We start from the raw sequence: 14,291 nt of genomic DNA on the forward strand, positions 1-14,291 counted from the left end.
TGACGCACCTTACACTGGATAGCAGGGTTTTAAATTCTGCTTGTTCGTTAATTTTGAGCGTTTTGGTGTCCGATAATTAAAATAACTTTTCCCCCGCTTTAAGTCGCAACTCAGGCATAAACTCGTCTAATTCACTTAATTCAAAACGGCATAAGCCCACAGCATACCAAAATAAACCTTGTACATTGCCACTGTAATTATAACGCCCTGTTTTCGGCGAATAACTTACCCACCCATCAGGCAAACCAATAAACACCGCTAAACACTCCCCTGTTTCCGCATCCCACAAGCGAATTGTGCCGTCTTCTGAACCACTGATAATCTGCTTATCATCATTGCGCCATGCCACACTGGTTATTTCTCTTTCATGCCAAAGGATGCGCAGACACTGCCCACTGCCTACGTCCCACACCCGCACGCTTTTGTCAGACGAGCCACTGAGCACCTGCGCTCCGTCTCCTCGCCACGCCACACTCGTTACCCAACTTTCATGCCCCGCAAGGATGCGCAGACACCGCCCACTGCTCACGTCCCATACCCGCACGCTGTTGTCTTCTGAGCCACTGAGCACCTGCGCACCGTCTCCTCGCCACGCCACACTCCATACAGTATCCGTATGCCCCTTCAGGATGCGCAGACACTGCCCACTGCCCACGTCCCACACCCGCACGCTTTTGTCAGACGAGCCACTGAGCACCTGCGCTCCGTCTCCTCGCCACGCCACATTATTTACACTGCTTTCATGCCCCGCAAGGATGCGCAGACACTGTCCACTGCCCACGTCCCACACCCGCACGCTTTTGTCAGACGAGCCACTGAGCACCTGCGCTCCGTCTCCTCGCCACGCCACACTCATTACTTCTCTTGTATGCCCCGCAAGGATGTGCAGACACTGCCCACTGCCCACGTCCCACACCCGCACGCTGTTGTCCCAAGAGCCACTGAGCACCTGCGCTCCGCCTCCTCGCCACGCCACACTGGTTACAGCTTTTTCATGCCCCTTCAGGATGCGCAGAAACTGCCCACTGCCCACGTCCCACACCCGCACGCTTTTGTCAGACGAGCCACTGAGCACCTGCGCTCCGTCTCCTCGCCACGCCACACTGGTTACAGCTTTTTCATGCCCCTTCAGGATGCGCAGAAACTGCCCACTGCCCACGTCCCACACCCGCACGCTGTAGTCAGACGAGCCACTGAGCACCTGCGCTCCGTCTCCTCGCCACGCCACACTCCATACTCTATCCGTATGCCCCACAAGGATGCGCAGACACTGCCCACTGCCCACGTCCCACACCCGCACGCTTTTGTCTTCCGAGCCACTGAGCACCTGCGCTCCGTCTCCTCGCCACGCCACACTCGTTACCCAACTTTCATGCCCCGCAAGGATGCGCAGACACTGCCCACTGCCCACGTCCCACACCCGCACGCTTTTGTCTTCCGAGCCACTGAGCACCTGCGCTCCGTCTCCTCGCCACGCCACACTCGTTACCCAACTTTCATGCCCCGCAAGGATGCGCAGACACTGCCCACTGCCCACGTCCCACACCCGCACGCTGTAGTCAGACGAGCCACTGAGCACCTGCGCTCCGTCTCCTCGCCACGCCACACTCCATACTCTATCCGTATGCCCCGCAAGGATGCGCAGACACTGCCCACTGCCCACGTCCCACACCCGCACGCTTTTGTCTTCCGAGCCACTGAGCACCTGCGCTCCGTCTCCTCGCCACGCCACACTCGTTACCCAACTTTCATGCCCCGCAAGGATACGCAGACACTGCCCACTGCCCACGTCCCACACCCGCACGCTTTTGTCTTCCGAGCCACTGAGCACCTGCGCTCCGTCTCCTCGCCACGCCACACTCCATACAGCTTCTTTATGTCCTTCAAGGATGCGCAGACACTGCCCACTGTCTGCCGCCCAGATTTGAATGACATTGTTGACAGCAACAGCAATGAGGGAGTCATCAGGACTAAAGCAAACAGATTGATACATACCACCCGTCACAAACATGGGTTCGGGTTTTAGTTCATCGGGATGAGGCGAGGGTAGAGCAACACCAAAGGGAGAATTTAAGGGGGGTAATTCTGGCGGGTTAACAAATAGCAGTTTTGCCCGTCGCCATGATTTAGCAGAGAAATTGACTTGATGCACCGTCGCGCCTAATAAGCTGACCTCATCGCATATTGCATTGGTAAAATTGGCGTTGCTTAAATCGGTTTTGGTGAAATCGGCGTTTTTTAACGTAGCATCGCTAAAATTAGCATGTTGAAGAATGGCATTTTTAAACAAGGCATCGGTTAAATCCGCATCACTAAAATTGGCGTTGCTTAAATCGGTTTTAGTGAAATCGGCGTTTTTTAACGTAGCATCGCTAAAATTAGCATGTTGAAGAATGGCATTTTTAAACAAGGCATCGGTTAAATCCGCATCACTAAAATTGGCGTTGCTTAAATCGGTTTTAGTGAAATCGGCGTTTTTTAGCGTGGCATTGCTGAAATTAACGTGATACAAAATTGCATTTTTAAACAAAGCATCAGTTAAATCCGCGCCACTAAAATCAGCATAACGTAAATCTTGCCCTGAAAAATCTTGTCCGCGTAAATTTTGCCCGCGACGGTCAAGGCTATTACGTTGATTATTCTTTAATTGTTTTAGAGTGCTATCGGCATTATTTTGTATTATTGACGCAACTCCGCGCTGTTTGATGATTCTGCTTGCCCACTTTCTGGCTTGGTCATGTCCTGCTAAATCTACAAAAAACTGGCTCATCAATGCCGACATTTGCCGTTTTTCTAACAAAGGAATTGCTTTAACGGTGGGGTTCCCTAAAGTTAAAATTTTTTGCCATAGAGAAACGGTTTCTTGTGTTTGCTCGCTTAATTGTCTCACTGCTATTTTAGCCACCAGCCACTCCATGACTGACTGATGAATAAAACCGAATTGCCCTTCATTGTCTCGAATTAACAAAGTGCCTGAACACAATTGTTGTTTAGCAATCCCAAACTCTAATAACAAACCCAGTTCCTCATGGATTTGTTGCGTAACACCGTCAAGTTCATGGATATCTACGGTTTTAGCGGTACGTTCCCACAAATGCAAGGCTAATTTTTCTACTGCCTGCCAACGTTGCTCAATTTTTAAATCATCGTGATAACCTGTTTTAACCCGTTTTTGTTCTCCTTCTAGCCAACGGGTTAATATCATTTCGTACACTTTTGCAGCGGTAATTTCGCCATCTTGTTGTTGAGCTTGACGCAAATCAGCTTCAGGCAATTCCACAATAAAACTTAACATTCGAGGATTTTCGGATAAGCCCATTAAATCTTTTATATCATTTAATAATCTGTAAAAACTGCGGGCTTTTTGTACATCTTCAAATTTTCTATGCAAAAATTTATCAATTTGCGCATTATCAAACTTCTGCAAATATAAAATTTCCTGTCCTCTCACCCGTTCAACGGCTTCTAGCAATTTCAATTTTATTTGCTTTTCATTGATAAAATGCTCTTTGCGCGAGCTAACAATTACTTTTGCATAATCTCCCCGCGCAGCTTCTAATAAAGTCTCAAAATGTTCTAACACACGGTCATAAGAAACCCGCAAAGCTAATTCATCAAACCCATCAAACAACAGCACAATTTTGCCTTGTGCCAACATATAGCGGAATTTTTTCGCATCATAGCCCGCTTCTTTTGCCAACTGTTGCGCGACTAATTTATCTAAATCGTTAGTTTTCTCTAATTGGCGCATTTCCAGCAATAAAGGTAATAACGCCGTCTGTGCATTTTTTTCTGCATTTAGAGTTTCCCCCATCCGTCGCGCTAACTCACGTAATAAAAATGTTTTTCCTGTACCAAACTCACCCAATACCACAATAAAGCGTGGATTAGGCTCGGCTACCCATTGTTGCAAGGTGGACAAGGCATCTAATTTATTTTGAGTCTCGTTTTTTTCCTGCTGAACACGCTGTTCTATATATAAAGCAGGGGGATAAATACGATTATTTGCTAATTCTAAGGTTTGCCGTTGCACATAAGGCACAAGGTTGAGGAGTAAATTTTGATATTCAGCAAAATGCCATAAACGGATGCGTTGTTTTTTTGCATATTCGATTAATGAATTATCTGCAAAATCACCGCGATAAATTAAATACGAATCAACATAGGGATTTTCTGCACGATATTCGGCTAATACCTGCGTTTCAAAAGCTTTTACGACTTCAATCGTTATTGATTGTTCACAAACCCCAATGGGATAGTGGTATGGCAAGCCTTCTTTTTCAGTTACAACATCAAGATAAGGAAAGTCTTTATTAATCCGTTTAATTTTTACCTGCTCACCTTCCCGCATTTTACAAGCCTGCGCAACACGGGCGAGAAAGTCATCATGTTGGTGACTATCATCAAAAGGGTTTTTTAATTCTTCAATCTGTTTTTTTAATGCAAATTTTCGGCTGGCATCCGTTTCTAAAAATAACGCCTTTTCTAAAGCAACTAACTTTTCTTCTTGTAGTTTGATAATTTCATCCCTACCACTCATAAATCCCCCCAATACAAAATAAAACGCTAACAGGTTATTTTATTGGGTATTATGAACTATATGAAACCTATAAAAAAGAGAGTGTATTAATTGATAGAAATAAGCGGTTATCAACAAGGAGAAGGGGTTACACTTGATTAGCTTTTGGTAGAATTAGAAATAAAGAATTAAGAAAATAAATCCGAACCACAATTTACTGAATTCAAACACTATTTTAATCATGTAAATTGCGGTTCAGACGGTTTACAAACTATCGCTTTCCACATCAAACGTATTCAAAATCACATCAATAGCCGACATTCTCGCGCCGTGTTGCACCGCGTCCAATATGTCCGCATCATCCCAGCCTAATGCTCTTAACTCGTTTAAATCGCTGGTATCTGCTTTTTTACAATTCTTGACTGATTTTAGAACAAAAGCGAGCATTTTATTTTCTTTTTCGCTCAATTTCGTACTTTGCTTTGCTTGTTTAAGCGCAACAATATCATCCATTTGCCAGCCCATCATATTGACCAACAACGAAGTGTTAAAGTCGATGCAATATTGACAGTTAGTTGCGTTAGAAACCAGTAAACGCAGACTAGCCAGTAAGGGGGCGGACAGCGTTTTGTGCGTGATGTAGTAATCAATAAAACTAAGCTGTTGTTTATAAAGCTCTGGGCTGATACTCCACACTTGGGAGGAATTGGGCACTCTGCCTCTTAAAGCAATAATCTGTTTGTATAATTCAGCAATTTCACCCGTAGCTTCTTCTGGGCTGATGGTTCTGATGAGTGGCATGTTAGCTGTCCTTTTAGGTATTGACCAAGTAGTCAAGAAAAAGTTTACCTAAAATTTGACTAAACAGTCAAGTGATAGTGCAAAAAATATAACTCGATAAATAAATGGGTTGTTTGAATTGGATATTCTGTAATGTTGATTCGGACGATATTAGACCCCCGCAAAATAAAATTACATCATTTTGACGATTATAATAAGATTGATTTTTTACCCTACATGACGGCTGTGATTTCTATAGAACCCATTTGAAATCTTGTGTAGAATTTTAAAGATAACTAATACAGAAGCCACACTAAACAATAAACTCTCATTTAGCATCGCTAAACCGTTTTATAAGTCAATATAGGTTATTACCCCGCCATTCATGCACGACTTACCCCGCCAAAAACTTGGTGAATTATTACAGCAATACGGTACAAACCTCTGCAATAATGCTAAACAGTTAGAATCTTTGTTGCGTGATGCTTGTGTTGGTGAATATCAACGTGAAATATTCGTGCTGATTCATGCGTTAAAACAAGGAATTGCCCGAGAAGTCTTTCATTCAAATTTGAGTACGCCTTCAACGGTTTTAGTCGCACGCTTAACACAAAAATTGTTTGATAATTTGGGTTTTGATAAAAATTTAGCCCTTTGGGCAGTACAAAGTTGGATAAAGGTTAGTCTTCTTTTTGATGAAAATCAGCGTATTATTCCCTCCCCTAAAAAAGTAATTCGTCACGCGCTCAGAGACAGTATATTAACTAGAGACGGTATAAGCCTACAGCCAGAAAAAATCCCACAGACTGAAGATAATAATTTTATATTTAAGATGTTAGAAAATAATAGTCGTTATCAGGGAGAGATGTATGACGGACAACCCGATGGCTATGGCATCTTGTTACTTGCTAACGGTGACCGTTATGAAGGCGAATTTTATCAGGGACAACGACAGGGAAATGGTATAGAAATCAAACAAAATGGTGAGTGTTATAAGGGGGAATTTCATCTTGACCAACGACATGGTAATGGGGTATTAAGTTTTCCTAATGGCGATTGTTATGAAGGTGAATTTGTGCGGGGTGTTTTTGATGAAACTACAGGAAAAGCTGTTTTGCTGTTTTTGGATGGTAAACGCTATGAGGGTGAAATATATAATAATCAACCGCATGGTTATGGTGTGATGCACTTTCCTAATGGTGAGCATTATGAGGGTGAGTTTTGGGAGGGGAAATATAATGGACGGGGAATTTTACAGCGTGATAATGGTTACTATTATGAGGGGGATTTTCGTCATGATAAACAACATGGGCGGGGTACGTTAATTTATGCCAGTGGTAGCCGTTATCAAGGCGGTTTTCGTCAGGGAAAATATAATGGTAAAGGTGTCTTGTATTTTGCGAATGGCAGTCGTTATGAAGGTGAGTTTAAAGAAGGAAAATTTGATGGGCGTGGGGTGTTAATTTATACGAATGGTAAGCAACAAGCGGGCGTTTGGCAGCATAATCAATTTATTGGGGAAGAGTCGTAAGGTGTATCGTTATCTGAGCCAGTGTTAATTAAATTGTTAGAGCCTGTCATCAAATAAGAAGGGTTAAAGGTTCAAGCTAAAAGAATCAAGGTAGAAGCCAAATAAACCCCACTTAAGAAATTCCTAGCGCGTTTATCATATCGTGTAGCTATTGCACGATATTGCTTTAATTTACCAAAGAAATGCTCGATTAAATAACGTGCCTTATAAAGAGCTTTATCATAATCAGGTGGATTTAAACGATTTTTCCTGTACGGAATCACAGGTTCTATGCTTTTCTGTTTTAAAACATCTCTAACCCGTTCATCAGCATCATAAGCCTTATCAGCCAATAAAGCGTTTGCCTTTATCTGAGGAATAAGAGCATCAGCCCCTTCAAGGTCGCTTGCCTGTCCCGCAGTCAAAAAAAAAGGGTCGGATTGCCCAGTGCGTCAACAACGGAGTTAATCTTGGTACTTAAACCCCCTGCGCTACGTCCAATGGCTTCATCTGCGCCACCACCACTACTATGTTGATGCGCTCTAACTATTGTGCTGTCTATCATGGCATATTCATTATCGGCATCGGCACTTAGTATCTTGAAAACACGTTCCCAGACACCTTTCTTAGACCAACGACTGAAGCGGGTATGGACGACACGGAAATCACCAAAGCGTTCGGGGAGGTCGCGCCAAGGAATGCCACTGCGATAACGGAATAGAACAGCATCAATAAACAAGCGGTTATCTTTAGCCGTCATCCCGACATGTCCTTTACGCCCAGGGAGTAGCGGTTCTAGTTTTGACCATTGTTCATCGGTTAAGGCATAGCGACGACTCATTGTTTTATCCTTGGCGATATCTGGGTATATACCTATAATATAACACTTTTTACTATTTGATGACACGCTCTAATCAATCAAAAAGATATTTTTAAAATTTTATTTCTTAATAGTATATTTAAGAACATTACGGATAACCCTGTTTAGGGCGTTATCCGTGATGTTGTTGTTATTCAAAATTAATTATATGTCCGTATATCTTCAATGATTTTGCCATCCCGAGCTAAACTATTCACAGCAACGAGTTGAACGTTACCCTTTAATTTACAAACGGTTTGTAAGCTGTTTTCTAGTGCAGTAATGAGTTCTGGACTGTGCGCACTTTCTGCAACTTCACATTGTAATGTCATCATATCGTTGACGGTATTGCGTGCAACCACTAGTCGTGCATAGTTGACTTCGGGGTGACGTTTAATAACAGCATCTACTTGTTCAGGATGAACAAACATGCCTTTTACTTTTGTTGTTTGGTCAGCTCGTCCTAACCAACCTTTAATCCGTACATTGGTGCGCCCACAGGGACTTTGTCCAAGCAATACCGCTGATAAATCCCCTGTTGCAAAACGAATTAATGGGTATTCTGGGCAGAGGCTGGTAATAATAACTTCGCCAATTTCGCCTTCAGCAACTGGTTCGCCCGTACCGGGTCGGACGATTTCTAAGATAAGGGCCTCGTCTAAAATTAATCCTTCTCTTGCTGATGATTCATAAGCAATCATGCCTAAATCAGCCGTTGCGTAACATTGGTGAATATCAATGCCAACGGCATTAATTTCTTTGCGTAAACTATTGGGCAATGCTTCACCAGAAACGAGGGCTTTACGTAGGCAAGAAACATCGGCATTCATCTCTTTTGCTTTTTCTAAAATAATTTTTAAAAACGAGGGTGTTCCCGTATAAGCATTAGGGCGAATATCGATGATGCTTTGTACTTGTTGTTCCGTTTGTCCTGTCCCTGCGGGAAAAACAGCACAATCTAGTGCTTGCGCACCATCGTCAAACATCCATCCTCCCGGTGTAAAGTGGTAGGATAAACAATTATGTACAATATCCCCACCGCGAAATCCTGCGGCGTATAATGCCCGCGCCATTCGCCAGAAATCTGTACGACGGGCTTCTGGTTCATATATAGGACCAGGTGAGGCGAAAATACGGCGCATTTGGCGTGGAAATAATGCAGCTAATCCACCAAATGGTGGGTTTTTTCCTTGTAGGCCAATAAGATGACTTTTGCGGGTAATCGGCAGTTGGGCAAGGGCTTGACGGTTGGTAATTTCCGCACTGTTCACGCCCGCAAGAATTTTGGCAAAACTGGCAGAATTTTGTTGGGCATGATGGATTTGACGTGGCAGGCTCGCAAATAATGTCAACTCGCGGACATGCGGGTCTAAGGTTTCTAAATCATCATAAAAAACGGAATGATGTTGTTGCATGGCATTCCTTGCTCCGTAGTGGTGAGGGCGGTTAGGCTAACCAACGTTTACGGCGACGATAATGTTTTACATCACGAAAACTCTTGCGTCCACTGGTACTTAAGCCTAAGTAGAATTCTTTGACATCTTCATTTTCACTCAGTGTTTTTGCATCACCATCCATCACAACGCGCCCATTTTCTAAAATGTAGCCATAATCGGCATAACGCAGGGCAATGATTGTATTTTGTTCTGCCAGTAAGAAGCTGACTTTTTCTTGTTGATTTAGGTTTTTAACAATCGTAAAAATTTCTTCTACCAGTTGTGGTGCAAGCCCCATTGATGGCTCATCAAGCAAAATCATTTTGGGGTTTGACATTAATGCTCGACCAATGGCGACCATTTGTTGTTCTCCGCCAGAGGTATATCCTGCTTGACTGAGACGGCGTACTTTAAGGCGTGGAAAATAATGATAAACTTTTTCTAAACTGTCTCGAATAGCCGTGCGACCATCGTTACGAATATAAGCACCTGTGAGCAGATTTTCTTCAACCGTTAGATGTGCAAAACAGCGACGACCTTCCATTACTTGAATCACGCCACGTTTGACTAATTCAGCAGGGTTGAGTTTATCCACTTGCTCGTGATGAAAAGAAATAGAGCCTTTTGTTACTTCGCCTCGTTCCACACCGAGTAAATTAGAAATGGCTTTTAATGTCGTGCTTTTTCCCGCACCGTTTGCACCTAATAAGGCAACAATACTGCCTTCAGGCACATCTAGTGATACACCTTTGAGGACAAGAATGACGTGGTCATAAATGACTTCAATATTATTCACCGAAAGAAAAAGAGAGGAATTGGTATCGTTCATGATTTGCTTGCTTATAGAGTAGATGCGAATAAATTCGCATCTACAGGCAGAGTATGAAAATTATAAAGAGCTACCATCTTCCGCTTTACAATCACGCGGTTTAATGCCCTTTTCGGCTGCATATTTTGCCGCTGACTCTTTCACCAATTGGTTGGTTAATTCATAATCGGGTTCAATCCAGTCGCCAACATTAACCCATTTCGTACCATCCCATTGCATAAAGCGCACTTTTCCGCCACCTTCGTGGTTTGCGCATGAGGTTTTCATAGGGGATAAAAACCCTTCTGCACCGAGTTCTTTAACCCGTGCTTCTGTTAAATTAAGATTTTCCAAGCCCCAACGAATTTGTTCGCCCGTCAATGGTTTGTTGCCAAATTTGCCTTGTGCAACGCGGATGGCTTCAACATTGAGGATGCCATGAATAATGCCGCGATTGTAGTAAATTGAACCCACCCGATTTTTATCAACCATGCCTTTACCCTTGTCATAAACATGTTTAATAACATCTTGAATCACAGGGTAGTCAGTGCCTGCTGGATGAAAGCCTGCGGCAATAAAGCCTTTTGCTGCATCACCTGCAGGAATCACATCTTCTTCTGAACCGCTCCACCATACGCCAACCATTTTTTCTCGTGGGAAACCAATTTGTTTGGCTTCTTTTAATGCCGTTGGATTCATCACCCCCCAACCCCGCAAAATAACCCAATCGGGTGCCATACGACGGACTTGTAACCATGTGGCTTTTTGTTCTAATCCCGGATGTGCAACAGGGAAGTTTTCTAAGATAAAACCATATTTTTTAGCTTGCGCTTCAAGGACGGGAATGGTTTCTTTACCATAACCAGAGTCATGATAAACATTGGCAATTTTCTTGCCCTTTAGTTTATCCATGCCGCCTTCTTGTTGTCCGATAAATTTGATTTTTGCGGTGGATTGATTCCAATAAGTGGTGGTTAGCGGGAATACGTATTCAAACACGCTGCCATCCAATGTATCAGCACGACCATAACCAATAGAGACTAAAGGTATTTTATCAACGGCTGCTCTGTCCATGACGGCGTAAATTTGGGGTGTGCCTAAAAAGTTAAAAGCCGCTGCACCAGTTGACCCTTGTTTTTTCAAGCGTTCATAACATTCAATTGCACGGTCGGCTTTATATGCGGTTTCGCATTCCTCCCACACCAGTTTTACGCCATTAACGCCACCATCACGGTCGTTTAGCATTTCCATGTAGTCCATAAAACCACCAAAAACGGCAATTCCGCCAGCAGCATAAGGACCTGTACGATAAATAGGAATCGGCATAAATTGTTCGTCAGCGGTAAAAGCAAGATGACTGAAACTACTCATGACGATGCTGGCTAATAAACCTGCAATTATTTTTTTGTGCATACGCATAACGTGTGAATCCTCCAATAGGTATAAAAAGCGGGGATAATTCCCCTTGTTATTGTGTAAAAAACAGCTTTAAATCGTCTAGGGTATTAATGTGGAAACGGCCATAAACGCAGTTTTTCTTTACCAATGACCCATAAACGCGCTAAACCATGTGGTTCTACAATTAAGAAAAAAATGATTAGAATGCCGAAAATCATCACTTCTAAATGAGCCACCATATCTGCATGTAAACTACTCCCAAATAAGCCCGCTAGAATATTAAGGAAAATGGGGAGTAGCACAATGAAACCTGCGCCTAAAAATGCGCCTAAAATGCTACCTACTCCGCCAATAATAATCATGAAAAGAATTTGAAACGAACCCGCCAGTGAAAACGCATCTGATTGTGCATCTAATGTGCGTAAGTATAAAAATGCCCATAATGCACCCGCGACACCACAATAAAAAGAACTCACGGCGAAGGCTAATAGTTTGGTTTGTAACATTTTAATGCCAATAACTTCGGCGGCAACGTCCATATCTCGAATCGCCATCCATGCTCGCCCAATATTACACCGCACCATGTTTTTAGCGAGTAATGCCATGACAACCACAATGATTAAGGTGAGTAAATACCGTTCGGTTACGCTGCTAAAAACATGTCCAAACATAATAATTTCAGGTGCATTAATCACCCCTGATGCATCATTGTTAGAAAACCAGCTCACCCGATTTAATAGCCAAATGATAAAAAATTGCGCAGCAAGTGTTGCAACCGCAAGATAAAAGCCTTTAATTCGTAAACTAGGCAACCCAAATAACACGCCAACCAGTGCGGCGACTAAACCCGCTAGCATAAAATCAACAATGAGGGGTAAAGAGGGAATGCGTAATGCGAAGTTGTAAGCGGCAAATGCGCCCACTGCCATAAATGCAGCACTGCCCAACGATAGTTGTCCTGCATAACCTGTTAATATATTTAACCCAATGGCGGCAAGGGCAAGAATTAAAAAGGGGGTGAGAATTGACCCCATCCAATACTCTGTTGCTAATAAAGGTACGGCGATAAATGCAACTGCCAGTAGGATATAGAGGGCGATGCGGTCTTGTTGAATAGGAAAAATGGCAGCATCTTGTTCATAACTGGATTTAAATTGTCCTGTTTCACGGTACAACATTTTCAAATTCTCCTATACGCGGTCTATGTGTCGTTCACCAAACAAGCCTTCAGGACGGATGAGTAAGAAGAGCATGGCCAACATGTAGGGAAACCATTCTTGAATACCGCCACCCACATAAGAACCAAGATAAACTTCGGCAAGTTTTTCAGTTGCACCAATAATTAAACCGCCAACAATTGCACCGGGTATAGAGGTAAATCCGCCCAAAATCAGCACAGGTAGGGCTTTTAATGCGACTTGTGTCAGGCTGTATTGCACGCCCAATCGAGAACCCCATAATAATCCCGTGACCAGTGCAACAAGACCCGCTACTGACCAGACAATAACCCAAATATGTTGTAGGGGAATCCCAACCGATAAAGCTGCTTGATGGTCGTCCGCAACTGCGCGCAAAGCACGACCAATACGGGTTTTATTAAAAAATAAAACCAGTAAAATCACTAATGTGCCTGCAATAGCCGCCGCTACTAAGTCAAAAATACTAATGTATATGCCTGTGTAATTTACCAATGTTTCAACGGGTGATTCGGAAATACCTAAATCTAACCCACGCACTTCAGACCCCCAAAGTAATTGGGCAAAGCCGTCAAGAAAGAAGGCAAGTCCAATGGTTGCCATAAAAAGGGTAATCGGCGGTTGATTGACTAAAGGACGTAAGACCAGACGCTCGGTTAAAACAGCGACTAAGAGCATAACAACTAAGGTTAATGCGATTGCTGACCACGCGCTAAACCCTTTTTCTAGCAAGCCGACATAAGTTAAGGCTGCAAAAAAGACCATTGCACCTTGTGCAAAATTGAGAACACCAGAGGCTTTGTAAATTAAGACAAATCCTAGCGCAACGAGGGCGTACATAACACCCGAGAGTAAACCTGAAATGAGGACTTCAAAGAAAAACGCTATTTCGCCTGCCACAATCGACATTCTCCTTATTGGGTGGATACGCGCTTTTTAGATGATTATGTTATGTATTGCGCGATATTTATCTTTATATTTTTGATGTTATTGTCAATGTGAATTACCTAGATAGGCTTCAATGACTTCAGGATTTGTCCGTACTTCTTCGGGTGTGCCATCACCAATTTTACGCCCGTAATCTAGCACTACGATTCTGTCGGAAATATCCATAACTACGCCCATGTCATGCTCGATAAGCACAACGGTTGTGCCGAATTCATCGTTTAAATCGAGAATAAAACGGCACATATCTTCTTTTTCCTCTACATTCATGCCCGCCATGGGTTCATCTAGTAATAATAACTCTGGTTCTGCGGCCAATGCGCGGGCGAGTTCTACCCGTTTTTGTAAGCCATAGGGTAGGCGACCAACGGGGGTTTTACGAATTGATTCAATGCGTAAAAAATCAATGATTTCTTCTACTTTGCGACGGTGTTCTACTTCTTCACGGCGGGCAGGGCCTAAATACAGGGCTTGCCAAAGAAAATTGCTTTTCATTTTCAAACAGCGTCCCGTCATAATATTGTCGAGAACCGTCATCCCTTTGAATAAGGCAATATTTTGAAAGGTGCGGGCGATACCTTGTTGAGCAGCTTCATGTGCTTTCATTTTTGCGCGTGTTTGCCCTTTGTAGGTAATTTTGCCCTGTTGTGGATGATAAACACCGTTAATAACATTGAGCATGGAGCTTTTGCCCGCCCCATTAGGCCCAATGATAGCCAGAATCTCGTGTTCTTTTACTGAAAAACTAATATTAGTTAATGCGTTAACACCACCAAAACTTAAGCTAATATTTTCAACACTTAAAATTGTTTCGCCAACTCTTCTGCCTGTAACTGCCAT

Annotated in this window: 10 protein-coding genes; 1 reads left to right on the forward strand and 9 read right to left on the reverse strand. The window is 43.2% G+C overall.

Annotated elements, in window-relative coordinates:
• Nucleotides 1-76: 76 nt before the first annotated feature.
• Together AL038_RS12540 and AL038_RS12545 are read right to left on the reverse strand one after the other, a co-directional pair.
• Nucleotides 77-4,540 carry a WD40 domain-containing protein gene (locus tag AL038_RS12540; RefSeq protein WP_062153313.1) on the reverse strand — a complete coding sequence of 1,488 codons (4,464 nt, stop codon included), beginning with the start codon at nucleotides 4,538-4,540 and terminating at the stop codon, nucleotides 77-79.
• A gap of 243 nt (nucleotides 4,541-4,783) precedes the next feature.
• On the reverse strand, nucleotides 4,784-5,320 hold the full coding sequence (locus tag AL038_RS12545; protein ID WP_062153315.1) for a carboxymuconolactone decarboxylase family protein: 537 nt from the start codon (nucleotides 5,318-5,320) through the stop codon (nucleotides 4,784-4,786).
• A 364-nt stretch (nucleotides 5,321-5,684) separates the two neighbouring features.
• On the opposite strand from AL038_RS12545, the gene AL038_RS12550 reads away from it, so the two are divergent.
• A complete protein-coding gene (locus AL038_RS12550) occupies nucleotides 5,685-6,830 on the forward strand; it encodes an MORN repeat-containing protein (RefSeq protein ID WP_062153317.1) in 1,146 nt (381 codons plus the stop codon).
• 71 nt (nucleotides 6,831-6,901) lie between these two features.
• Here the strand turns inward: AL038_RS12550 and AL038_RS12555 are convergent.
• The 7 genes from AL038_RS12555 to AL038_RS12585 all read right to left on the reverse strand — a co-directional run bounded on the left by AL038_RS12555 (nucleotide 6,902) and on the right by AL038_RS12585 (nucleotide 14,291).
• Nucleotides 6,902-7,650, reverse strand: a protein-coding gene (locus AL038_RS12555) for an IS5 family transposase (protein WP_201800085.1) whose coding sequence is annotated in 2 segments (ribosomal slippage) — nucleotides 6,902-7,236 and nucleotides 7,236-7,650 — 750 coding nt in all. Because the reading frame shifts where the segments join, the coding sequence is not laid out codon by codon here.
• A 179-nt stretch (nucleotides 7,651-7,829) separates the two neighbouring features.
• On the reverse strand, nucleotides 7,830-9,083 hold the full coding sequence (locus AL038_RS12560) for a phenylacetate--CoA ligase family protein (protein WP_062153319.1): 1,254 nt from the start codon (nucleotides 9,081-9,083) through the stop codon (nucleotides 7,830-7,832).
• 31 nt (nucleotides 9,084-9,114) lie between these two features.
• Nucleotides 9,115-9,933: an ABC transporter ATP-binding protein gene (locus tag AL038_RS12565; protein WP_062153321.1), complete on the reverse strand. Its 819-nt coding sequence runs from the start codon at nucleotides 9,931-9,933 to the stop codon at nucleotides 9,115-9,117.
• Between the two features lie 60 nt (nucleotides 9,934-9,993).
• On the reverse strand, nucleotides 9,994-11,331 hold the full coding sequence (locus tag AL038_RS12570) for an ABC transporter substrate-binding protein (protein ID WP_062153323.1): 1,338 nt from the start codon (nucleotides 11,329-11,331) through the stop codon (nucleotides 9,994-9,996).
• A gap of 86 nt (nucleotides 11,332-11,417) precedes the next feature.
• Nucleotides 11,418-12,488: a branched-chain amino acid ABC transporter permease gene (locus AL038_RS12575; RefSeq protein ID WP_062153325.1), complete on the reverse strand. Its 1,071-nt coding sequence runs from the start codon at nucleotides 12,486-12,488 to the stop codon at nucleotides 11,418-11,420.
• 12 nt (nucleotides 12,489-12,500) lie between these two features.
• Nucleotides 12,501-13,415, reverse strand: coding sequence for a branched-chain amino acid ABC transporter permease (locus AL038_RS12580; RefSeq protein ID WP_236839387.1), 915 nt, complete (start codon nucleotides 13,413-13,415; stop codon nucleotides 12,501-12,503).
• 84 nt (nucleotides 13,416-13,499) lie between these two features.
• Nucleotides 13,500-14,291 (reverse strand): ABC transporter ATP-binding protein, encoded by a 792-nt coding sequence (locus AL038_RS12585; protein ID WP_062153326.1) that lies wholly within the window; start codon nucleotides 14,289-14,291, stop codon nucleotides 13,500-13,502.

Source organism: Beggiatoa leptomitoformis, assembly GCF_001305575.3.
GTDB lineage: Bacteria > Pseudomonadota > Gammaproteobacteria > Beggiatoales > Beggiatoaceae > Beggiatoa > Beggiatoa leptomitoformis.

What these genes read in the sequence shown, in the direction of transcription:
- AL038_RS12540 (WP_062153313.1), bottom strand. Translation starts at nt 4,540, where the DNA reads ATGAGTGGTAGGGATGAAATTATCAAACTACAAGAAGAAAAGTTAGTT.
- AL038_RS12545 (WP_062153315.1), bottom strand. Translation starts at nt 5,320, where the DNA reads ATGCCACTCATCAGAACCATCAGCCCAGAAGAAGCTACGGGTGAAATT.
- AL038_RS12550 (WP_062153317.1), top strand. Translation starts at nt 5,685, where the DNA reads ATGCACGACTTACCCCGCCAAAAACTTGGTGAATTATTACAGCAATAC.
- AL038_RS12560 (WP_062153319.1), bottom strand. Translation starts at nt 9,083, where the DNA reads ATGCAACAACATCATTCCGTTTTTTATGATGATTTAGAAACCTTAGAC.
- AL038_RS12565 (WP_062153321.1), bottom strand. Translation starts at nt 9,933, where the DNA reads ATGAACGATACCAATTCCTCTCTTTTTCTTTCGGTGAATAATATTGAA.
- AL038_RS12570 (WP_062153323.1), bottom strand. Translation starts at nt 11,331, where the DNA reads ATGCGTATGCACAAAAAAATAATTGCAGGTTTATTAGCCAGCATCGTC.
- AL038_RS12575 (WP_062153325.1), bottom strand. Translation starts at nt 12,488, where the DNA reads ATGTTGTACCGTGAAACAGGACAATTTAAATCCAGTTATGAACAAGAT.
- AL038_RS12580 (WP_236839387.1), bottom strand. Translation starts at nt 13,415, where the DNA reads ATGTCGATTGTGGCAGGCGAAATAGCGTTTTTCTTTGAAGTCCTCATT.
- AL038_RS12585 (WP_062153326.1), bottom strand. Translation starts at nt 14,291, where the DNA reads ATGGCAGTTACAGGCAGAAGAGTTGGCGAAACAATTTTAAGTGTTGAA.